The sequence below is a fragment of the Cupriavidus basilensis genome (assembly GCF_000832305.1).
Lineage (GTDB): Bacteria > Pseudomonadota > Gammaproteobacteria > Burkholderiales > Burkholderiaceae > Cupriavidus > Cupriavidus basilensis_F.
The window spans coordinates 1,302,106-1,323,887 of sequence record NZ_CP010536.1 but is presented as its reverse complement, the minus strand read 5'-3'; the positions used below and the strand labels follow the sequence as shown (position 1 = coordinate 1,323,887).

22 protein-coding genes are annotated in these 21,782 nt (G+C 65.6%); 10 read left to right on the top strand and 12 right to left on the bottom strand.

The features are described 5' to 3' along the window. Window positions 1-13: 13 nt before the first annotated feature. Both RR42_RS06015 and RR42_RS06010 read right to left on the bottom strand, forming a co-directional pair. Entirely contained in the window at window positions 14-2,104 is a 2,091-nt protein-coding gene (locus RR42_RS06015; RefSeq protein ID WP_043344883.1) for a site-specific recombinase, read from the bottom strand. Between the two features lie 48 nt (window positions 2,105-2,152). Then, complete coding sequence (locus RR42_RS06010) at window positions 2,153-2,644, bottom strand: low molecular weight protein-tyrosine-phosphatase (protein ID WP_043344881.1); 492 nt, start codon at window positions 2,642-2,644, stop codon at window positions 2,153-2,155. Between the two features lie 213 nt (window positions 2,645-2,857). Between RR42_RS06010 and RR42_RS06005 the strand changes: the two genes are divergently transcribed. Beyond that, window positions 2,858-3,193, top strand: coding sequence for a hypothetical protein (locus tag RR42_RS06005; protein WP_043344880.1), 336 nt, complete (start codon window positions 2,858-2,860; stop codon window positions 3,191-3,193). 13 nt (window positions 3,194-3,206) lie between these two features. Here RR42_RS06005 and RR42_RS06000 read toward each other — a convergent pair whose 3' ends face one another. Both RR42_RS06000 and uvrB read right to left on the bottom strand, forming a co-directional pair. Further along, on the bottom strand, window positions 3,207-3,506 hold the full coding sequence (locus RR42_RS06000) for a putative quinol monooxygenase (protein ID WP_043344878.1): 300 nt from the start codon (window positions 3,504-3,506) through the stop codon (window positions 3,207-3,209). A gap of 100 nt (window positions 3,507-3,606) precedes the next feature. After that, window positions 3,607-5,709, bottom strand: a complete 2,103-nt coding sequence (gene uvrB, locus RR42_RS05995) for an excinuclease ABC subunit UvrB (protein ID WP_043344876.1) — start codon at window positions 5,707-5,709, stop codon at window positions 3,607-3,609. Between the two features lie 157 nt (window positions 5,710-5,866). Between uvrB and RR42_RS05990 the strand changes: the two genes are divergently transcribed. Both RR42_RS05990 and RR42_RS05985 read left to right on the top strand, forming a co-directional pair. After that, window positions 5,867-7,063, top strand: a complete 1,197-nt coding sequence (locus RR42_RS05990; RefSeq protein ID WP_043344875.1) for an amino acid aminotransferase — start codon at window positions 5,867-5,869, stop codon at window positions 7,061-7,063. A gap of 274 nt (window positions 7,064-7,337) precedes the next feature. Further along, window positions 7,338-8,579: a polyhydroxyalkanoate depolymerase gene (locus RR42_RS05985; RefSeq protein ID WP_043344872.1), complete on the top strand. Its 1,242-nt coding sequence runs from the start codon at window positions 7,338-7,340 to the stop codon at window positions 8,577-8,579. A gap of 79 nt (window positions 8,580-8,658) precedes the next feature. Here the strand turns inward: RR42_RS05985 and RR42_RS05980 are convergent, their stop codons facing one another. Continuing rightward, window positions 8,659-9,294 (bottom strand): TetR/AcrR family transcriptional regulator, encoded by a 636-nt coding sequence (locus RR42_RS05980; protein ID WP_043344870.1) that lies wholly within the window; start codon window positions 9,292-9,294, stop codon window positions 8,659-8,661. Between the two features lie 189 nt (window positions 9,295-9,483). On the opposite strand from RR42_RS05980, the gene rsxB reads away from it, so the two are divergent. Next, window positions 9,484-10,305, top strand: coding sequence for an electron transport complex subunit RsxB (gene rsxB, locus RR42_RS05975; protein ID WP_043344868.1), 822 nt, complete (start codon window positions 9,484-9,486; stop codon window positions 10,303-10,305). After that, window positions 10,305-10,949: an endonuclease III gene (nth, locus tag RR42_RS05970; protein WP_043344865.1), complete on the top strand. Its 645-nt coding sequence runs from the start codon at window positions 10,305-10,307 to the stop codon at window positions 10,947-10,949. The genes rsxB and nth overlap by 1 nt, the downstream gene beginning before the upstream one ends. A 72-nt stretch (window positions 10,950-11,021) precedes the next feature. Here the strand turns inward: nth and RR42_RS05965 are convergent, their stop codons facing one another. Beyond that, the gene (locus tag RR42_RS05965; protein WP_043344864.1) at window positions 11,022-11,609 is read right to left on the bottom strand and encodes a malonic semialdehyde reductase; all 588 of its coding nucleotides are present in this window, start codon (window positions 11,607-11,609) and stop codon (window positions 11,022-11,024) included. 84 nt (window positions 11,610-11,693) lie between these two features. Continuing rightward, window positions 11,694-12,638: a DMT family transporter gene (locus RR42_RS05960; RefSeq protein ID WP_052494474.1), complete on the bottom strand. Its 945-nt coding sequence runs from the start codon at window positions 12,636-12,638 to the stop codon at window positions 11,694-11,696. A 144-nt stretch (window positions 12,639-12,782) separates the two neighbouring features. Here RR42_RS05960 and RR42_RS05955 point away from each other — a divergent pair, with 144 nt between their 5' ends. Both RR42_RS05955 and RR42_RS05950 read left to right on the top strand, forming a co-directional pair. Further along, entirely contained in the window at window positions 12,783-13,214 is a 432-nt protein-coding gene (locus tag RR42_RS05955; protein ID WP_043351469.1) for a DUF1841 family protein, read from the top strand. 145 nt (window positions 13,215-13,359) lie between these two features. Further along, on the top strand, window positions 13,360-14,649 hold the full coding sequence (locus tag RR42_RS05950) for a phospholipase A (RefSeq protein WP_052494473.1): 1,290 nt from the start codon (window positions 13,360-13,362) through the stop codon (window positions 14,647-14,649). Between the two features lie 13 nt (window positions 14,650-14,662). On the opposite strand, the gene RR42_RS05945 is transcribed toward RR42_RS05950, so the two are convergent. After that, complete coding sequence (locus RR42_RS05945; RefSeq protein WP_052494472.1) at window positions 14,663-15,103, bottom strand: thioredoxin family protein; 441 nt, start codon at window positions 15,101-15,103, stop codon at window positions 14,663-14,665. A gap of 89 nt (window positions 15,104-15,192) precedes the next feature. Continuing rightward, window positions 15,193-15,750 (bottom strand): nucleotide exchange factor GrpE, encoded by a 558-nt coding sequence (gene grpE, locus RR42_RS05940; RefSeq protein WP_043344862.1) that lies wholly within the window; start codon window positions 15,748-15,750, stop codon window positions 15,193-15,195. Between the two features lie 274 nt (window positions 15,751-16,024). Here grpE and RR42_RS40690 point away from each other — a divergent pair, with 274 nt between their 5' ends. Beyond that, window positions 16,025-16,180 (top strand): hypothetical protein, encoded by a 156-nt coding sequence (locus tag RR42_RS40690; RefSeq protein WP_043344860.1) that lies wholly within the window; start codon window positions 16,025-16,027, stop codon window positions 16,178-16,180. Between the two features lie 41 nt (window positions 16,181-16,221). Here RR42_RS40690 and RR42_RS05930 read toward each other — a convergent pair whose 3' ends face one another. The 3 genes from RR42_RS05930 to hrcA all read right to left on the bottom strand — a co-directional run bounded on the left by RR42_RS05930 (window position 16,222) and on the right by hrcA (window position 18,921). Continuing rightward, window positions 16,222-16,617, bottom strand: coding sequence for an RNA-binding S4 domain-containing protein (locus RR42_RS05930; RefSeq protein WP_043344859.1), 396 nt, complete (start codon window positions 16,615-16,617; stop codon window positions 16,222-16,224). Window positions 16,618-16,650: 33 nt separating this feature from the next. Beyond that, a complete protein-coding gene (hemH, locus tag RR42_RS05925) occupies window positions 16,651-17,766 on the bottom strand; it encodes a ferrochelatase (RefSeq protein ID WP_043344858.1) in 1,116 nt (371 codons plus the stop codon). 117 nt (window positions 17,767-17,883) lie between these two features. Then, window positions 17,884-18,921, bottom strand: coding sequence for a heat-inducible transcriptional repressor HrcA (gene hrcA / locus RR42_RS05920; protein ID WP_043344856.1), 1,038 nt, complete (start codon window positions 18,919-18,921; stop codon window positions 17,884-17,886). 114 nt (window positions 18,922-19,035) lie between these two features. Here hrcA and RR42_RS05915 point away from each other — a divergent pair, with 114 nt between their 5' ends. Together RR42_RS05915 and recN are read left to right on the top strand one after the other, a co-directional pair. After that, window positions 19,036-19,953: an NAD kinase gene (locus RR42_RS05915; RefSeq protein WP_043344855.1), complete on the top strand. Its 918-nt coding sequence runs from the start codon at window positions 19,036-19,038 to the stop codon at window positions 19,951-19,953. Between the two features lie 72 nt (window positions 19,954-20,025). Then, window positions 20,026-21,750, top strand: coding sequence for a DNA repair protein RecN (gene recN / locus RR42_RS05910; RefSeq protein WP_043344853.1), 1,725 nt, complete (start codon window positions 20,026-20,028; stop codon window positions 21,748-21,750). The last annotated feature ends 32 nt before the right edge of the window (window positions 21,751-21,782 follow it).

The window sequence follows — 21,782 nt, the reverse complement described above, 5'->3', positions numbered from 1 at the left end:
CTGCCGCATCGCATCAAACCTGCCCCTGCTCCGCCGAGGCCCCGCCAACGGGCGCGCGCGGCGGCACGATCAGCGACCAGGGGTGTTTCAGAATGCGCCGCCGCACGGCTGAACTCAGCGCCCGGCGATCCACCGGGCGCAGGCTGCGTGATCGCAACGCCATATTGAAGGCCAGCGCGAAGCTCACCGCGACGTTCAGCAGCCCCATCAGCGCAATGCCCGCCACCGCCAGCCAGAACGACGGCATCTTCAGCACGGCAATGCCCAGCACCCCGATCGCGGCGCCCACCGAGCCGGTCGACAATGTGACGTGCCGCACTTCCATGTGGGGGCCGAAGAAACTGAGGATCTCCGGTCCCAGCCCGAGCAGCAGTCCCAGCGACACATTGGCAGCGATCCCCGACATATTGCGTTTCCAGAAGTCTGCCATCCGCGTTGCTCCCCGCGCACCCAGCACATAGCGCAGGCGGCGGTTGTACGCCATCACGTCATGCACCTTGTGCAGCGCGAACCAGTTGTCGGCCCATCCCGCCACGAGGCTGGACAGCCACAAGAGTACCCCCGTGAAGATCGCGTAGATCGGCGTGGGGCCAAGAATGGAAAACGACTCGATGGTGGCGATCGCCTTGGCGGGTGTGATCAGGTTGGCGCCCAGGATGCGGTTGGCGAGCCACTGGATGCCCATCGCCACCGGGAACACCACCGCCAGGTTGCCGAAGATCGCCGCGGCGTTTGAGCGGATCATGGCGATGGTATCTTCAACGAAGATCTCCCGCCCCTCCGGCCTGCCGACCGCATCGAGCCGGTGCGCCAGCGCCGGGCCGGTCATCGCCGGCTGCTTGGTGGCCAGGGTGAAATGCGCGAAGTGGATCACCAGGAAGCTGCCCGCATAGTTGAGCGAGGCCAGCAGGCCCTCGATGAACTTGTCCAGGTGCAGCCCATAGATCAGGAACTTGAGATAGACCGTGCCCACGGTGATCAAGCCGCCTCCGGCAGCGGCCCGCATCAGCTCGCGATACTCGCGGCGATCGCGCGTGATGTAGTGCTCACCGGTCTCGGCCGAACGCTCAACCACCTTGCGCGCCAGTTGCGAAAACGAGGTGCCCGCCAGGTGCCCGATGCTGCGTCGCGCCTGGGTGGAGCGGATCAGCGCCGCGATCAGGTGGGCGTGCCGGCCGCGCCGCTGCGGCTCAACCCAGGTAGCCAGCAACAGTTCGATGCGCGCGAGCCGGACCTTCATGCGCTCGATCTGGAACACCACCTCCACCGAGACGCCGTTCTCCTCCAGGTCGTCGTACACGCGCTGAGCCGCCTGATGGCAGCCATCGAGCAGCGCGCGGAAATAGTTGAGCCGGTGCGCAAAGGCCTCGCCGCCGCGCGCTGCCTCCTCCTCGTCGCACAAGGCTTGCACAGCGCTGTCCAGCCGGAAAAACGGCGTGTCCTGCACCTTGCCCTTGAGCCGCGAGCGAATCGCCTGGCTCAGTCCGGTAGCACGCACCTGGCTGACCAGCACCTGGATGCTGGTGGTCAGCGTGCGGTCGAAACGATCCCATTCAGGCAGCTCGGCAGCGTCGCCCGGCGCTTGCGGGTCGTCGGTACGCAGCACGGCCGCCAGCCGTTCGAGCAGGTCGCCATCGAGCGCCTCGACCCAGTCGGCATCGTTGTCATCGATAAACAGCAGCGCGAACAGGCCCGCCATATCGCTGCGGTTGGGCGGAGGGGGCAGGAACCGCGCCTGCAGCCGGTTCAGCACCTCGCTCCAGAAGCCCGGGTGGGAAGCCACGCCGGTGTCGCACAGCAAAGTGACCGGATCGTTATCGCGCACGATGGCACGCACCATGCGGGCAAAGCGCCCCGCCACTTCCGGATTGCGGCCAAGCACCTGGAGCAGGTAGCGCAGCCGCACGTGCTCCCGGCGGCTCTTATCGGCCGCCACGCCTTCGGCGCCCGGCAGCCCGTCGCGCCGGATCCAGTAGCCCAGCTCGATCAGCCAGCCGTTACGGTCCGCCAGCGGCGCCTCCGGGTCCGCTGCCGCCAGGATTGCGTCGAGTTGCAGGCTGGCATTGCGCGACTCGCGCCATTTGCGGAACAGGGAACGAAACATGAATTCTCGTGAAAGTAATGGAAAGGCTGCATGGGCGGCCGAGCGCGATCAGGTGGCGCCGCCAAGCCCCTGGGCACGCAGCATGGCGATCACGCCATCGCAAGCGTCTTCGACATAGTCGAGCACGCGCTCGAAGCCATCACCCTCGCCGTAGTACGGATCCGGCACTTCGTCCGCGGCGTGCCGGCTGGCGAAACTCATCAGCAGGCGCAGCTTGTCCTCGCGCCCAGGGGGGCAGATGGCGCGCAGCGCCGCCAGGTTGTCCCGGTCCATGGCAAGCAGCAGGTCGAAACGGGCGAAATCCTGCGCCATGACCTGGCGCGCGCGTTGCGCGCAGAGGTCATAGCCACGGGCCAGCGCATGACGCTGGGAGCGCGCATCCGGCGCGCGCCCGATGTGATAACCATGCGTGCCGGCGGAATCCAGCTCGACCAGATCGGCCAGGCCAACCGGCTCCAGCTTGGCGCGCAGCACGCCCTCCGCAGTCGGAGAACGGCATATGTTTCCCATGCAACACATCAAGATGGCGTATTTCTTCATCGGCGTATGGCGCTATCCGGCGCCGAAAACAAGGCAACAAAACGCGGCACGCGCGACGGGCTTGCAGCCGGCGCACCGGGCGCGGCTGCCACACCGAAGCCGGATTCTACAGCCCTGCCAACGGGACCGCGCTCACGCGAGCGCCGGTACGCCGGTCTAGGCCGCCGGGCAAAAAAGATGACGCAAAGGTGCAGCCCACCGCATAATCGTGCGGTGAACCTCCGCCTCAGCCCACTCCTCCTGGCGCCCCTTCTGCTTTGCGCAAGCCTGGCCGACGCCGCCGAACCGTCCGCCGATGCGGATGCCGCCTCCGGCGCAGGCTGCGAGAGCCTGCTCACCGTGGTCCGGCACAGCCTGGAGAAAGAAATTGGCGCGGCCTGCGCTGCCCCTGCCTCGATACCGGAACCGGCCACCGCATGCGCCACGCAACGCGAACCGCTGCGCGCCATCGTGGACTTCATCGGCAAGCGCAAGGCCGCCAGCGCGGACGAGTGCGACACCCTGCTGGAAGTCAACAAGCGCTTGCGCTCGCTGCCCCCGAAGGGCTAGCGGGCAAATCGGCTCAGGGCAGCTTGGCCGCCAGCACATCCAGCTTTTCGATGGAGGGCGGCTTGGCGAACAGGTCGGGCGCCTTGGCCATCAGGGCCTCGGCCACCTTGCCGCAGAGATGGGCGTTGCGCCCCGCCTCATCGGGAAACGCATCGAAGATGCCGAACATGGATGGCCCGAGCCGCAGCGCAAACCATGCCGTGGTGCCGGCTTCGGCCTGTACCAGCGGCAGGCCGGCGAGCAGGAATTCCTCGACTTCCTTTTCCTTGCCGGGCTTCGCATGCAGCGGAACCCACAGAGCGAACTTGACCATGGATCATCTCCTCACCACTGTCCGGGATTCCCACTATAGGCGGTAGCCAGGCAGCACGCCTGCATCCCGCAGGCGTGTGGGCAAGGCAGGGCTCACGCCCTCAGGACGCGGCCGCGGCGGCCGGCGGCAGGTGCTCCCCATCGCCGCTGGCGCCAAAGATCTGGCGCTTGAGCTTGGCCAACTGATCGCGCACCTGCCCGGCCTTCTCGAACTCGAGATTCTTGGCGTGCTCGAACATCTGCTTCTCCAGCCGCTTGATCTCCTTCGCAACCTGCTTCTCGCTCATATCCTCGTACTTGGCGCGCTCTTCCGCGGCCAGCAGCTCGGCCTTGACCTCGCCCGGGTCGTAGACCCCGTCGATGATGTCCTTGATGCGCTTGACCACGCCGCGCGGCACGATGCCATTGGCTTCATTGAACGCGATCTGCTTGGCGCGGCGGCGCTCCGTCTCACCGATCGCCCGCTTCATCGAATCGGTCATCCGGTCCGCGTACAGGATGGCGGTGCCGTTGACGTTACGGGCCGCGCGGCCGATGGTCTGGATCAGCGAACGCTCGGCGCGCAGGAAGCCTTCCTTGTCAGCGTCGAGAATTGCCACCAGCGAGACTTCCGGAATATCCAGGCCCTCGCGCAGCAGGTTGATGCCGACCAGCACGTCGAAGGTACCCAGGCGGAGGTCGCGAATGATCTCGACGCGCTCCACCGTATCGATGTCCGAGTGCAGGTAACGCACCTTGACGCCATTCTCCGTCAGAAACTCCGTGAGCTGCTCGGACATGCGCTTGGTCAGCGTGGTCACCAGCACGCGCTCGCCGACGGAAACCTTCTGGTGGATCTCTGACAGCAGGTCGTCAACCTGCGTGGTCGCGGGACGCACGTGGATGATCGGATCGACCAGGCCGGTGGGCCGCACCACCTGCTCCACCACCTGGCCCGCGTGCTCGTTCTCGTAGTTGGACGGCGTGGCGGAGACAAACATCACCTGCCGCATCTTGCCCTCGAACTCCGAGAACTTGAGGGGGCGGTTGTCCAGAGCGGACGGCAGCCGGAAGCCATAGTCGACGAGGGTCGTCTTGCGCGCCTTGTCGCCGTTGTACATGCCGTTGAACTGACCCATCAGCACGTGCGACTCGTCCAGGAACATCAACGCGTCCTGCGGCAGGTAATCGACCAGCGTTGGCGGCGGATCGCCCGGCTTGGCGCCCGACAGATGGCGGGAGTAATTCTCGATGCCCTTGCAGAACCCGAGCTCGGAGAGCATTTCCAGGTCGAAGCGGGAGCGCTGCTCCAGCCGCTGCGCCTCCACCAGCTTGTTCTCCTTATAGAAGAAGTCCAGGCGCTCGCGCAGTTCTACCTTGATGTCCTCGATCGCCCGCAGCACGGTCTCGCGCGGGGTCACGTAGTGGCTCGACGGATAGACCGTGAAGCGCGGGATCTTCTGCCGCACCCGCCCGGTGAGCGGGTCGAAGAACTGCAGCGAATCGATCTCGTCGTCGAACATGTCGACGCGCACCGCCAGCTCGGCATGCTCGGCCGGGAAGATGTCCAGCGTATCGCCGCGCACGCGGAAAGTGCCGCGCTGGAAATCGGTCTCGTTGCGGGTGTACTGCATGGCGATCAGGCGCGCGATCACATCGCGCTGGCTGATCTTGTCGCCGGTGCGCAGCGTCAGGATCATCTTGTGGTACTCGGACGGGTTGCCGATACCGTAGATGGCCGAGACGCTGGCCACGATGATGGTGTCGCGCCGCTCCAGCAGGCTCTTGGTGGCCGACAGCCGCATCTGCTCGATATGCTCGTTGATCGAGGAATCCTTCTCGATGAACAAGTCGCGCTGCGGCACGTAGGCTTCGGGCTGGTAGTAGTCGTAATAGCTGACGAAGTATTCCACGGCATTGCGCGGGAAGAACTCGCGGAACTCGGAATACAGCTGCGCGGCCAGCGTCTTGTTGGGCGCGAACACGATGGCCGGACGGCCCATGCGGGCAATCACGTTGGCCATGGTGAAGGTCTTGCCCGAACCGGTCACCCCCAGCAGGGTCTGGTAAGACAGGCCGTCCTCCACACCCTCGACCAGTTGGCGGATCGCCTCGGGCTGATCGCCCGCCGGCAGATAGGGCTGGTAAAGCTGGAACGGCGAGCCGGGAAAGGTCGCGAACTTCTCTTCATCCAGCGCGGGCGCGACTTCAACGAGATTCGACATAAGCTGGCAGGGGAAAACCTCAGGAAAACGGGCAGATACGCTAGAATCTTGGGGCTGGCGGCCAGGTATCAAGATGGGGGTCGCCCGCACTCCCGAGCGCAGTCCGGAGCATTCTACGCCTTCCCGTTTTGTTACATAGCTGACCACGAGATCCCAAATGAGTTTGTTTTCTGCCGTCGAGATGGCCCCGCGCGACCCGATCCTGGGCCTGAATGAAGCCTTCAATGCCGATACCCGTGCCACCAAGGTCAATCTGGGTGTTGGCGTGTACTTCACCGACGAAGGGAAAATCCCTCTGCTGCGCGCCGTGCAGGAAGCCGAAAAGGCCCGCCTGACCACCGCCACCCCGCGTGGCTACCTGCCGATCGAAGGCATCGCCGCCTATGACCAGGCCGTGCAGACCCTGCTGTTCGGCAAGGAATCGCCGCTGATCACCGAAGGCCGTGTTGTGACCGCCCAGGCACTCGGCGGCACCGGCGCGCTGAAGATCGGCGCCGACTTCCTCAAGCGCCTGTACCCGGACGCCAAGGTCGCCATCAGCGACCCGAGCTGGGAAAACCACCGTGCCCTGTTCGAGGCAGCCGGTTTCCCCGTGATCAACTACGCCTACTACGATGCTGCCAGCCACGGCCTGAATTTCGCCGGCATGGTGGAGTCGCTCAAGTCGTACGCCGCCAACACCATCGTGGTGCTGCACGCCTGCTGCCACAACCCGACCGGCGTTGACCTGTCGGCCGAGCAGTGGAAGCAGGTGGTGGAACTGATCAAGGAACGCAACCTGATCCCGTTCCTCGACATGGCCTACCAGGGCTTCGCGGAAGGCATCGAGCCGGATGGCGCCGCCGTGCGCCTGTTCGCCGAATCCGGCCTGCCGTTCTTCGTGTCGAGCTCGTTCTCGAAGAGCTTCTCCCTGTACGGCGAGCGCGTGGGCGCGCTGTCGATCGTCACCACGGGCAAGGAAGAAGCCCAGCGCGTGATGTCTCAGGTCAAGCGCGTCATCCGCACCAACTACTCCAACCCGCCGACCCACGGCGGCACCGTGGTCGCCACCGTGCTGAACAGCCCGGAGCTGCGCGCCATGTGGGAGCAGGAACTGGGCGAGATGCGCGACCGCATCAAGCTGATGCGCCATGCGCTGGTGGACAAGCTGGCCGCCAAGGGCGTGCCGGGCGACTTCTCCTTCGTCAAGTCCCAGCGCGGCATGTTCTCGTACTCGGGCCTGAACTCGGCCCAGGTCGACGTACTGCGCAACGAGCACGGCATCTACGCCGTGGGCACCGGCCGCATCTGCGTGGCCGCGCTGAACAGCCGCAACATTGACGCGGTGGTCAACGCCATCGCCGCCGTGCTGTAACGCAATACGCGCAAAAGTGCACAAAAAGGCGACTTCGGTCGCCTTTGTCGTATCTCACGACAATTTTTCACGTTCTTTTGCATTTGTCATCGAGAAGTACAGTGTTTGTCCTATTGTCTTTTTCCGATGTGAGCGTACCTTAGGGTATATGCTGCATCGCACGATCGTTCGATTACGCGCATAATCGGTAACACATTAGCAACTGTGTTTGTTGTATTTGTATTGTCCAGGCGTTGAATTCCAGCTTCGCCCCCAGCCTGATAGGGACCACGTCATGCTTTACCAGCTGCATGAATTCCAGCGCTCGATGCTGCACCCGCTTACCGCATGGGCGCAGGCTACGGCCAAGACCTTTACCAATCCCCTGAGCCCGATGTCCCTGGTGCCCGGCGCCACGCGACTGGCTGCCGGCTACGAGTTGCTGTACCGACTCGGCAAGGAATACGAAAAACCCGAATTCGATATCAAATCGGTACGCTCCAACGGCCGGAACATCCCGATCGTCGAACAGACGATCATCGAAAAGCCCTTCTGCAAGCTGGTGCGCTTCAAGCGCTATGCCGACGATCCGGAGACCATCAAGCTGCTCAAGGACGAGCCGGTGGTGCTGGTGTGCGCCCCCCTGTCGGGCCACCACGCCACGCTGCTGCGCGACACCGTGAAGACCTTGCTGCAGGACCACAAGGTCTATGTGACCGACTGGATCGATGCCCGCATGGTCCCGATCGAGGACGGCCGTTTCCGCCTGGCGGACTACATCCATTACATCCAGGACTTCATCCGCCATATCGGCGCTGAGAACCTCCATGTGATCTCCGTGTGCCAGCCTACGGTCCCGGTGCTCGCGGCCATCTCCCTGCTGGCATCCGCCGGCGAGAAGACGCCAAAGACCATGACCATGATGGGCGGGCCGATCGACGCACGGCGCAGCCCGACGGCCGTGAATTCGCTCGCGACCAACAAGTCGTTCGAGTGGTTCGAGAACAATGTGATCTATACGGTGCCGGCGAACTACCCGGGCCATGGCCGCAAGGTGTATCCGGGCTTCCTGCAGCACGCCGGCTTCGTGGCGATGAACCCCGACCGCCACCTGTCCTCGCACTACGATTACTACCTGAACCTGGTCGAGGGCGATGCCGACGACGCGGAAGCCCACGTGCGCTTCTACGACGAGTACAACGCCGTGCTCGACATGGACGCCGAGTACTACCTCGACACCATCCGCGAAGTGTTCCAGGAATTCCGCCTTGCCAACGGCACCTGGGAGATCGATGGCCAGCCGGTGCGCCCGCAGGACATCAAGGGCACCGCGCTACTGACGATCGAGGGCGAACTGGACGACATCTCGGGCGCCGGCCAGACCGCCGCCGCGCATGAGCTCTGCGCGGGCATCCCCAAAGCGCGCAAGCAACACATCACCGCGGCCAAGTGCGGCCACTACGGGATCTTCTCCGGCCGCCGCTGGCGCCAGGAGATTTACCCGGAACTGCGCGATTTCGTGCTCAAGCATCGTTGAGTCACGGCGCTTAAGCTGCAGCCCCATAATAAAAAACGCCCGCAAGCTGCGGGCGTTTTTTATGGGGCTGCAAGCTGCCTCAGCGGCGCTCCAGGTAGGCCAGCAGCATATCGGTGTGCAACTCGGCAAAGCGCTCGTGCTCATCCTGCGCCGCCACGTCGCGCCCGATCACCGCGCTGATGGTGTAACGGTTGGACAGCACGTAGTAGCCAAGCGCGGAGATCGTCAGGTATAGCTGCGAGACATCGACGTTGTCGCGGAACACCCCCTGCCGCTGGCCCCGCTTGACGATATCCGCGAGCACGTTAACCACCGGGTTGATCAACTGGTGCAGCTGGGTGGACTTCTTCAGGTGGCGCGCCTCGTGCAGGTTCTCGCTGTTGACCAGGCGGATGAACTCGGGATTGCGGTAGTACCAGTCCCAGACAAAGCGAGCCAGCGTGCGGACCGCCGCAACGGGATCCTCCTCGACGATGTGCAACTGCTCCTCGGCGGCGCGAAACTCCGCATATTGTTTTTCAAGGACGGCCAGGAACAGGCCCTCCTTGCTGCCATAGTAGTAATACAGCATGCGCTCGTTGGTCTCGGCGCGGCGCGCGATCTGGTCGACGCGTGCCCCTGCCAGGCCGCCCTTGGCAAATTCTTCGGTGGCCGCATCGAGGATGCGGCGGCGTGTTCCCTCGGGGTCCCGCTTGGTTCTGGTTTCGTTTCGCATGCGACGGCTGGTGAATCGTTGCGCGGATTATGGCACAGGGCAACCTGCGCGCAGTGGCCCGGCAAAGGGCGCATCATCGCGCGTTTCTGCACTGCGGCGAAATCGGGGATAATCCCTGCCGCGTGCCCGTTCCAGCCAGGAAAAAAGAGAACGGCATCCACGCCGTACCCGCAAACCCCAAAAGCAGTCGTGACCGCCATTTCCCAGACCCTCGCCGATCGCCTCGAAGCCCTGCTGCCGCAGACCCAATGCACCAAGTGCGGCTTCGACGGCTGCCGTCCCTACGCCGAAGCCATGGCAGCGGGCGAAGCAGCCGGCAATCGCTGCCCGCCGGGCGGGGAAGAGGGCATCCGCCGCCTGTCGGCGCTGCTCGGCACGCCGCCGCAGCCGCTGGACCCGGAGCGGGGCGTGGAGCAGGCCCGCGCGGTGGCAGTGATCGACGAAGCGCTGTGCATCGGCTGCACGCTGTGCATCCAGGCTTGCCCGGTCGACGCCATCGTTGGCGCGCCCAAGCAGATGCATACCGTGCTGGTGGACTGGTGCACCGGTTGCGACCTCTGCGTGGCCCCCTGCCCCGTCGACTGCATTGCCATGGTTCCCGTCACCGCGCAGCGCACCGGCTGGGCCGCCTGGTCGCAGGCGCAAGCGGACGAGGCCCACGCGCGCTACCTCGCCCGCCGCTCGCGGCTCGTGCGCGAGCGCGAGGAGAACGATGCGCGCCTGGCGGCCAAGGCCGCCGCCAAACTGCAGGCGCTGCAAGCCGAAGCCCCGCAAAGCGAAGAGGAACAGGCGGCGCGGGCACGCAAGCAGGCCATCATCCAGGCCGCCATCGAGCGGGCGCGCCTGAAGCAACAAGCGGTGCAGCCGCGCAATACCGAGAACGTCTCCCCTGCCGTGCAGGCGCAGATCGACGCCGCCGAGGCCCGCCGCGCCAAGGCCGGCCTTATCGCCACACCTGGCCAGGCCGATCCGGATGCCGTGCCCGGCTCCAACCCAGCCCTCAAGGACTAATGAACGCTGCCAAGTGCCGCGCCTTGTTCGAGACACTGCGCGAAGTCAACCCGACCCCAGTCACCGAGCTGGAATACAGCTCGCCGTTCGAGCTGCTGATTGCTGTACTGCTGTCCGCGCAGGCCACTGACGTGGGCGTGAACAAGGCCACGCGCAAGCTCTACCCCGTGGCGCACAGCCCGGAGCAGATGCTGGCGCTGGGCGAGGACGGGCTGATTGAGTACATCAAGACCATCGGCCTGTACAAGACCAAGGCCAAGCATGTCATAGCAACCTGCCGCATCCTGGTCGAGCAGCACGGCGGCCAGGTGCCGCGCGACCGGGCCGCGCTGGAAGCTCTGCCGGGCGTGGGCCGCAAGACGGCCAACGTGGTACTGAATACGGCGTTCGGCGAGGCCACCATTGCCGTCGACACGCATATCTTCCGGGTAGCCAACCGCACCGGCCTGGCGCCCGGCAAGAACGTGCAAGTGGTGGAGCAGAAGCTGCTCAAGACCGTGCCGCCGGAGTTCATGCACGATGCGCACCACTGGCTGATCCTGCATGGGCGCTATGTCTGCAAGGCACGCAAGCCCGAGTGCTGGCATTGCGCGATCGAGCCGCTGTGCGAATACCGCGAGAAGACCGAGGCGCCGCGCCTCTGAGCACAGGCACAACGGACAGGCAAAAAAAGACCCGCGCGAGGCGGGTCTTTACCTATCTGGCAGCGCTTGCGCTCAAACGATCCGGCAGGCTTCGTCGAACGACAGGCGCGGGCTGCGCGGGAACAGTTTGTCGGCCTCGCCATAGCCCAGGTTCACGAGGAAATTGACCGACCACTTGCCATCGGCGAAGAAGGCGGCATTCACCTTGCCAGCATCGAAACCGGCCATCGGGCCGCAATCCAGGCCTAGGGCGCGCGCGGCCAGGATGAAATAGCCGCCTTGCAACGAGCTGTTCATCAGCGCGTCGCGGGCGATCTTTTCCGGCTGGCCGGCGTACCACGAACGCGCATCGGCGTGCGGGAACAGCTTGGGCAGCTGATCGTGGAAGGCGTTGTCGAATGCGACGATCGCAGTGACCGGTGCCGAGCGGGTCTTCTCGACGTTGCCTGCGGACACGCACTCGACCAGGCGAGCCTTTTCCGCCGCGCTCTTGACGAACACGATGCGGGCCGGCGAACCGTTGGCAGCCGTCGGGCCAAACTTCATCGCGTCATAGATCTGGTGAAGCACGGCATCGTCCACTTGGCGGTCTTGCCACACGTTGTGCGTACGCGCTTCGGTGAACAGCTGGGCGATTGCAACCTGGTCGATCGGTTTCATGCGGTCGGTTCCTGAACAAATAGTGAGAACCGGATTGTATCTAAGACGCCGCCCCTCGCCACGCAAGCGATTTGAGCAAGGGGTTCAATTCTGTTGCACATCCTGCGCGCCGGAACCCTTGCTGGTCAGCCAAAGCACGCCCGCCAGGATCAAGCCGCCGCCCAGCGCCTGTGTCATCCCGACATGCTCCCCGAGCAAAAGCGCCGCCAACACCACCGTCACCACCGGCTCCAGGGTGGACAACATCGAAGCCCGCGCCGCGCCGAGCCGTTGCAAGCCGGCAAAAAAGGCCAGGATCGCCAGTACCGTGGACAGTAGCGCGATCGCCAGCAACGCCAGCCAGCCGGCCGCGCTTTGCGGGAACTGAGGCGGCACGCCGGCTCCCGCGCGCAACACCCCCACCACGACGTAGACCACCGCCGCCGCACCGCACACCACGGTGGTGGTGGCCAGAGGATTGACGCCCGCCGTCACGCGCGCGCCCACGATGATGTAGACCGAGTAGATCGCGGCCGAGGCCAGGCCAAGCCCGATGCCCAGCGCCGAGCCCTGGCCACCACCCACCGTTAGCCCCGCCCCCACCGAGCACAACACGAGCGCGATCACGGATGCGGTGCCGAGCCGTTCCTTGAGGAAGACGGCGGCGAGGATGGTGACGAAGAGCGGATACAGGTAAAGCAGCAAGGCCACCAGGCTGGCCTGGGCATGATTGAGCGCGGTGAAAAAGCAGAACGACTGGCCAACATAGCCAATGCCGCCCATGGCGGCCAGCGCCAGCACCTTGCGCCAGCCCGGCAGGCTGACGCCGCGCAGGCGCATCGCCAGCGCCAGCGCGCCCGCGGCCAGCACGAAACGCACCGCCAGCAGGCCGTAGACATCGGTGCCCGCGTCGTAAGCAAAGCGCGCGAAGATCGCCATGGCGCCAAAGGCGCTGGCCGACAGGGCGATCAGCAACACGCCCGCGAGTTGCTCGCGGGCATGGCGCAGGGGCTGCCGGACACGGGCGGCGGAGGAACGGGGATCGGACATGGTGGCGCGCTGGGCAGGAAATGGACCCGGCGACGCCAGGCAACGCCGCATTCTAGTAGCTGGCAAGCCAATTCGGTCAGCTTGCGGGAGGCCGGCTTGCGCTGCGCTGCAGCAGTGGAAGAGCTCGTTTACAATAGCGCCATCATGTTCAATCCCTCCCGCGAAGAAGTCCGCCGTTTTTTCTGTGAAGCCTGGCAGAAGCAACGCGCAGGCAGCGTCCTCACCCCCCTCGAAGTCATTGCCGTCGACTGGATCGGCGAGCATCCCGAGTATCACAGCCTGCTCACCGACACGGAAGGCGCGCTAACTCAGGACTACACGCCTGAAGGCGGCCAGACCAATCCGTTCCTGCACCTGGCCATGCACCTGTCGATTTCCGAGCAGGTTTCCATCGACCAGCCCCCAGGCATCCGCCGCGCCTACGAATCCCTGGCGCAGCGTTTGGATTCGCCGCACGAAGCGCAGCATCAGGTCATGGAGTGCCTCGGTGAAATGCTCTGGCAGGCGCAACGCACCGGCATGCCGCCGGATGGCGAGCAATACATTGCCTCGATACAGCGCCGCGCCACCCGTTAAGTAATGCCTCAACCACATCTTGGTTGAGTATAAAACATCACAAAAATCTGGCGCATGGCGTGATAGGCACGTGATAGGCTGTGCCGCGTCACAATATCCTGCCGCGTGCGCATCACCTCTTCACGAGGATGCGCTGCCGCCTCCCATGCTCAGCACGCTCAAGCCCGAGATCTGCCGCGCCACGGCCAAGCCGCCCGCTCTCCTGCTGGCACTCGCCCTCGTGGCCGCCGGGCCGCTATCGAGCCACGCCGCCGTGGCGTTGCTGCAACCGCCGAAGGTGGTCGACGGCACCAAGCCCCTGACCCTGACCTTGTTGCTGAGCGCTGACGGCGCGAACCGCAGCTTCCTGGTCCCCCAGGCGATCGACGTCACGGCTTCGGCCGATCTGCAGGCCCCTGTCAGGCTCAGCATGCAGCGCGCCACTGCGGCCCCCTCGACGATCAAGTTGCGCAAGGGCGAGCACCGCACCGTCGAGTACAGTGCGCCGTTGCCGCCCAACCTGCGCGGCGTGGTCCGACTGGATCCCGTGGACATCGACGCCGCGCCTGTGCTGGTCACGCTCAACCGCGCGCCGCGCGCCGACGATCCGCGGTCGGCCCAGGTCGCGGCGCCCCCCGCACCCGCCACAAGCGCCGAAGGAAGCACCACTGCTGTGTCGACCGTGCCTGTCATTCCCGTAGCAGCCGCCAGCCAGGCGGCGCCCGTCCCGGCGGACCTGCGCGACCAGGGCCGGCTGACCTTCAACGACCCGATGTACTTCCTGGTCGGGGCGCATGGCGGGGCCAACGCCAAGTTCCAGTTCAGCTTCAAGTTCCGCATCTACCAAGGCGAGAATCCGGCTTCGCACGGCGTGCTTGAGAACCTGTACTTCGGCTACACGCAGTTCTCCCTGTGGGATCTGTCGAGCGACTCACGGCCGTTCCGCGACACCAACTACCGCCCGAGCCTGTTCTATTACCTGTCGGATGCCGGCGTGCAGAACCGCGTGATCAGCCGGCTCTCGCTCGCGGCCGGCCTGGAGCATGAGTCGAATGGCCGCGATGGCGCCCAGTCGCGCAGCATCAATACGGTGTTCGTCAAACCCACGTTTTTCCTGGGGGACATAAGCAACTGGCACTGGAGCGTGTCGCCCAAGCTGTACTACTACGTCGAGAAGAACGACAACTCTGACATTGCCCGCTATCGCGGCTACATGGACCTGAAACTGGCCTACGGCAAGCCGGACGCATGGGAGTTCGCCACCACCCTGCGCAAAGGCACGCAGAAGTATTACGGCAGCGTCGACGCATCGGTGACGTATCCGCTGGCCAGGCTGATCCCCGGCACGGCGGGTTACCTGATGGCGGGCTATTTCATCGGCTATGGCGAGAGCTTGCTGGACTACAACCGCAAGCTGCCTTGGCAATTCCGGCTGGGATACGCGCTGGCACGCTGACGCGCCGACGCGCCTAACCAGCCAGCGGCTTGCCGCTGGCCTTCAGCCGTGCGTTGGCCACCGCCGCGGCAAACTGGCCCTGCCCATGCCAGCCGGTGGCCCGCCCCAGCTTCTTGCCCTTGTGGAAGAACATGAAGACCGGAATGCCGTGCAGGCCGAATCGCTTGCCCATATCGGGGTGCGCATAGACGTTGGCGTGCAGCCAGTGCAGTTCCAGCGCCCGCACCGGGTCTAGATCGGCCAGCATGGCTTTCTTGGCCATCTCGCAATTGAAGCAGTCCACGCCCCAGAAAAACACGCAGACCAGCGCATCGCCGGCAGCGGCGATAGCGTCATCAATGCCGGCGCCGTCCACCTCGCGCATGCCGAACACTTCGAAGGCACGATGGTCGAGGTGCGACGCCGGATCCACCGTGGTGCCGGGCATGGCGGCATTGTCTGGCTTGATGGACATAGACGTCTCCAGCAATGAAAAACGCCCGGGCCAGCGGCACCGGGCGTTGCTTGTGCCAGCCCGCCGGGCGGACCGCCAAGCGGTGGCGCTTACTTGGGCGCGGACACCGTGACCAGCGCCGGGCGCAGCACGCGATCAGCGATCGTGTAGCCGCGCTGCAGCACCGTGACCACGGTGTTCGGCTCCTGCGGCGCCGGCACCATCGAAATGGCCTGGTGACGGTGCGGGTCGAACTTCTCGCCAACCGGGTTCAGCTCTACGATCTTGCCCTTCTCGAAGGCGCTGACGAGCTGGCGGGCGGTCAGTTCGACCCCTTCACGCAGCTTGGCGATATCGCCCGACCCGTCGGCCAGTGCCGCCTGCAGGCTGTCCATCACGGGCAGCAGGTAGTCGGCAAAGGTCTCGATGGCAAATTTATGGGCCTTGGCGACGTCCTCCTGGGCACGGCGGCGGATGTTCTCGCCTTCCGCGGTAGCCCGCAGGAACATGTCGTAGTTCTCCTTGGCCTTGGCTTCAAGCGCGGCCAACTGGGCCGCCACGTCCACGGTGGCGGCGTTATCGGCCTGGCCGGCCGGGGCGGTGTTCAGCTCCTCGCTGGCTGGCGTGAGCGGCGGCGTGGTGGATGGCGTCTGCTTCTGTTCTTCCATGTCGATCCGTATAAAACAAAGGCGCGGCCTGCCTGGCGCAGGCCGCCGGGTGGTCAATCGGCAAATATAGCCTGCAGTTGGTGGCAGGCCCCCGGATTTTCAAGAGCGCACCGCGACAGTGCACTGAAACACAAGGTTACAAAGCGGGGTCTACGGAAATAGGGGTCATATTGCTTTGCTGCAGCGCACCCCCTAAGATGAAACCGTATAAAAATGACAAAAATAACGGGGTCGACGATGCAACTCAAGTGGGGCCACTCTCGAAAGGTTAGCCATGCATAAGCTGCCTGTTCTGACGGTCTTCCTTCTCGCCGCATTATCGGTGATGACAGTCTTCATCTGCCTCTCCGGCGCGCTCACGCCGCGAGACACCGAATACGGCAGTGGCAAGGCGGTATTCAAACACTACATCATTCCCTACGTTCGCTGACCCAGCCGGGTGAGTCCGTACTGCTTGGGCAGCCTTGCGCCTCACCCCCTGACGCCGTCGATCTGGCGGCGATCGCGCTTGGTCGGGCGTCCCTGCAGCTGCGATGCAGGTTCCACGTTAAGCCGCCGGTTCTCGGCATCCTGCCGCCGGCGCGCCTCGCTGGCCTCGGTTTCCGCATAAAGCGTCTGGGCTACCGCGGCCGGGCCGCGCAAGCCCGCAATCCCTTTCACCACGACTTCCCAGCGTTGCTGGTGCGCCTCCAGGACGACGGTGTCGCCCGGCTTGACCTCGCGCGAATTCTTGCACGCCTGGCCGTTGACCTGCACCTTGCCACGGTCCACCGCCTCGGCAGCCAGCGAGCGCGTCTTGAAGAAGCGCGCGCACCACAGCCATTTGTCGATGCGCAGGCGGGCATCGGCCTCGAAAGATACGCTCATGTCGTCACCTCCATCCGTTGGGCAGCGCCGCGCTCATGCTGCGGCGCCGCGCGTCTGCGCGTGCGTGCGGCGGGCCTCCAGCTCATGCGGATGCGGCAGCCGCAGCGGCCAGCCCTGCAAGTGCTGCAAGCCGATCTCCGCCAGCCCGGCAATCCAGCTTTCCGAATCGTTGAGGCAAGGAATGTAGTGGAACACCTTGCCGCCAGCCACGTGGAACTCGGAGCGCCCTTCCATGGCGATCTCTTCCAGCGTCTCCAGGCAATCAGCCGGAAAGCCCGGGCAGAACACGTCTACCCGGCCGGTGCCGACCTTGCCGAGCTCCCGCAGGGTGGGCGCGGTATAGGGCTGCAGCCATTCCGCCTTGCCAAAGCGCGACTGAAAGGTGACCTGGTACTGTCCGGGCTGCAAGCCCAGCGCCTCGCCCAGCAGGCGCCCGGTCTTGAGGCACTCGCAATGGTAGGGATCGCCGAGCTCCAGCGTGCGGCGCGGCACGCCATGAAACGACAGGATCAGCTTGTCGCCCCGCGCGAAATCCGGCGTGCCATGCTGCGCCCAGTATGCCCCCACCTGCTGGTGCAAGGCGGCAATATAGGCCGGATGGTCGTGGAAATGCTTGACCAGCCGCAGCTCCGGCTGGTTTCGCCACTGCTTGAGCACCCGGAACACCTCGTCGAAGCCCGTCGCCGTGGTGGTGCCGGAGTATTGCGGATACAGCGGCAGCAGCAGGATGCGTTCGGTCCCTTGGCGGCGCAGCGCTTCCAGCACCGAGCCGATCGACGGATTGCCGTACCGCATGGCGCACGCCACTGTCACCTCATGGCCTTGCTGGTTCAGCAGCAGCTGCAAGGCGTGAGCCTGGCGCTCGGTGTGCACCAGCAGCGGGGAACCCGTCATATGCGCCTCCCGCAGCCAGATCGACTCATACTTCATCGCCGAGGCGCGCGAGCGCAGTGGCACGATGATGCCGTACAGCAGCGGCAGCCACGCCGCGCGTGGAATCTCCACGACGCGCGGGTCGGACAGGAACTGCTTGAGGTAGCTGCCGACCGCCTTCGGCGTTGGCGCATCCGGGGTGCCAAGGTTGATCAGCAGGATGGCCGTGCGCGGCGCCTGGCCATGCTGGTAGGCCGGTTCAGGGGTGAACGTCATGTAATTTCCGGTGTGGCGGGGCGGTGCGGGCACAGGGCGTGCGCACCGCCAAGTCTCGCCGAGCTTACAGGATGAGGGGGAGGGACAGGCAGTTTGTGAGACCGGGCCGGGCCAACACTAGTTCTGGCTGAGCGCGCTGGACAACAGGCGCGCGGTGATGTCGACGATCGGGATCACCCGCTCGTAGGCCATGCGGGTCGGCCCGATCACCCCGAGCGTGCCGACGATCTGGCCGTCGACTTCGTAGGGCGCGGTGATGACCGCCATGTCTTCGAGCGGCACCAGCTTGCTCTCGCCGCCGATGAAGATCTGCACGCCCTGGGCGTGGCTGGAGACATCGAGCAGCTTGAGCAGGCCGGTCTTGTGCTCGAACACGTCGAACAGGCGGCGCAGCTTTTCCATGCTGGAGGACAGGTCTTCCACCTCCAGCAGCTTGCGCTCGCCCGAGATGAAGACGTGGTCGTCTTCCCCCTCGGCCATGGCATTGCTCCCCGCCTCCACTGCGGCCTGCATCAGCTGCGACATATCCATGCGCAGCGCCTGCAGCTCGCCGCGCAGGTGGTCGCGCACATTGTCAAAGCTCATGCCGGCAAAGTGCGAGTTGATGAAATTGGCGGCTTCGACCAGTTGCGACGGGGAATACGGCAGCTCGGTCTGGATGATGCGGTTCTGCACGTCGCCCTCGGGGGTAACGATAATCAGCAGGATGCGCTTGTCCGAAAGCCGCATGAATTCGACCTGGCGGAACGCCTGGGCGCGCCTGGGGGTCATCACCACGCCGGCGAACTGCGACAGGTTGGACAAGGTGTGCGCCGCCGACGTGATCATCCGCTGCGGCCCGAGCTGCTGGCCGTGCAGCTGGCCCCGGATCTTGCCGGTCAGCTCGGCCAGGTTGAGCGCGCCATCCAGGGGCTGGGCGGTCAGCATGGTGTCCACGAACAGCCGGTAGCCGCGCGGCGTGGGGATACGCCCGGCCGAGGTATGCGGGCTGGCAATGAACCCCATTTCCTCCAGGTCGGACATCACATTGCGGATGGTGGCCGGAGACAGGTCGAGACCCGAGTACTTCGACAAGGTCCGCGAGCCCACGGGCTGCCCCTCGGCGATGTAGCGCTCGATGAGGGTTTTGAGAAGCGTTTTCGCACGTTCATCCATGATGCTCCTGATTTTACGCAAGTTTTCACTATTCGGGCGGCTCATCGCCGATCCGGCCCGGCGCCGAGCGCCCTCCTGCTGACAATGGTCACGGCGGTATGGTCTAATCCCGGCATGTCTTCGCTCCCCAAGCCCGGCGCCGCGCGCGCCCCATTTCGCACCGTCGCCCTGATCGGCAGGTACGCCACAGCCGGCATCGAGGGCCCGCTGGAAGAGCTGGCCGCCTGTATCCTCAGGAACGGCCAGGATGTGGTGTTCGAGCGAGACACTGCCCTGGCCACCGGGCTGACCGACTATCCGGCGCTGGCGCCCGACGAGATCGGCAAGCATGCCGATGTGGCGGTGGTGCTCGGCGGCGACGGCACCCTGCTGGGCCTGGCGCGCCAGCTGGCCGGCTACCCGGTGCCGCTGATCGGCGTGAACCACGGGCGCCTTGGCTTCATGACCGATATCCCGTTGCAGGACGTGCATTCGGTGCTGCCCGACATGCTGGCGGGCCGCTACGAGTCCGAGACCCGCATGCTGCTGGAGTCCAAGGTGGTGCGCGACGATGGTGTGATCTTCTCCGCGCTGGCCTTTAACGACGTCGTGGTCAACCGTTCCGGCATTTCAGGCATGGTCGAGCTGGCGGTGTCGGTGGACGGCCACTTCATGTACAACCAGCGCTCCGATGGCCTGATCGTCTCCACGCCGACCGGCTCGACCGCCTATGCGCTGTCGGCAGGCGGCCCGATCCTGCACCCGACCCTGTCGGGCCTGGTGCTGGTGCCGATTGCCCCGCATGCGCTGTCCAACCGCCCGATCGTGCTGCCGCACGACGCCGAAGTGTCGATCGAGGTCGCCACGGCGCGTGACGCCAGCGTGAACTTCGACATGCAGTCGCTGACCTCGCTCCTGCCCGGCGACCGCATCGTGGTGCGGCGCTCGGCCAAGACCGTCAACCTGCTGCACCCGATCGGCTACAACTATTACGCCACGCTGCGCAAGAAGCTGCACTGGCATGAGTACCCGAGCGAAGACAACCGGCTCTGATCCGCCCCGGCCCGCACCGATCCGGACCAGATCCGTCCCCTGACATCACCCAGCCCCGACCCGTCGACCACGATGCTGCGCAGCCTGTCCATCCGCGATTTCGTCATTGTCGATACCCTCGACCTCGACTTCTCCCCGGGCTTCACCGTCTTCACCGGCGAGACCGGCGCCGGCAAGTCGATCCTGATCGATGCGCTGGCGCTGGTGCTGGGTGAGCGCGCCGACGCCGGCGTGGTCCGCGAAGGCGCCTCCCGGGCCAGCATCAGCGCCACCTTTTCCACCCCGGCCGGGCTCGACGCCTGGCTGGCCGAACACGATCTCACTGGCGACGAAGGCACGGTGCTGCTGCGCCGCACGGTCGACGCCAGCGGGCGCGGCAAGGCCTTTATCAATGGCGCCGCCGCCACGCTGGGCCAGTTGCGCGACATCGGCGACCGCCTGGTCGATATCCACGGCCAGCATGCCCATCAGCTACTGCTGCGCCCGGATGCCCAGCGCTTGCTGCTCGATGCCCATGCCGGCCTCACCGCGCAGGCCGGCGCGGTGGCCGAAGCCTGGCGCTCGTGGCGTGCGTGCGTGCGCCAGCGCGAAACCGTCGAGCACCGCTCGCGCGAGATGCAGCTGGAACGCGAGCGGCTCGAATGGCAGGTCGGCGAGCTCGAGAAGCTGGCGCCGCAACCTGGCGAATGGGAAGACATCCAGGCCGAATACAACCGGCTGTCGCATGCCGCCGGGCTGATCGAGGGCAGCCGCGCCGCGCTCGAGGCGCTGTCCGAGGCCGATGGCTCGGTGCTGTCCGGGCTGAACAGCGTGGTGCAGCGCCTGCGGCAGATGGCTGACGTCGACCCCGCGCTGGGCGACGTACTGGCGGCGCTGGACCCGGCGCTGGTCCAAGTCGAGGAGGCCGCGCACTCGCTCAACCGCTACGTCGACCGGATCGACCTGGACCCCGAACGCTTGCAGGTGGTGGAGGCGCGCATGCAGGCGCTGCACACCACCGCGCGCAAGTACCGGATGCCGCCGGAGCAGTTGCCGGACGAACTGATGGCGCGCCGCCAGCAACTGGACGATCTCCAGTCCGCCCAGGACCTGAACAAGGCGATGGCGCGCGAGGCCGCGGCCCGCGCCGCCTACCTCACCATCGCCCAGCATCTCGGCGCTGCCCGCAAGGTGGCGGCCGAGAGCCTGTCGGCCGCCGTGACGGATGCCATGCAGGGCCTGTCCATGGCGGGCGGCAGTTTCGCGGTGGCGCTGCACCCGCTGGACGAAGGGCAGAGCCACGGTCTGGAACAAGTCGAGTTCCTGGTGGCAGGCCATGCCGGCGTCAGCGCGCGCCCCTTGGCCAAAGTGGCGTCGGGCGGCGAGCTGGCCCGGATCAGCCTGGCGATTTCCGTCATTACCAGCGAGGCCGCGCCCACCCCCACCCTGATCTTCGACGAAGTCGACACCGGCATCGGCGGCGCGGTGGCCGAGGTGGTGGGCCGCCGCCTGCAGGAACTCGGCCGCGCCCGCCAGGTGTTGTGCGTGACCCACCTGCCGCAGGTGGCGGCCCAGGCCGGCGCCCACCTGCTGGTCAGCAAGGAGACCAGCCAGCGCGACGGCACAGGCTCGGTCACCCGCTCGCGCATCCGCGGCCTCGACGCCGCCGGCCGCGTGGTCGAAACCGCACGCATGCTGGGCGGGACCACCGTGACGGCGACCACGGTGCAACACGCCGAGGAGATGCTCGCGCAAGGCCTGCGCGGCACCACCGGCACGGCCCGGGAGGCGCGCCGCTCGCGGCGCAGCGCAGGCTGACAGCCTGCGCCCTCTGCCTCTGGCCCGTAACC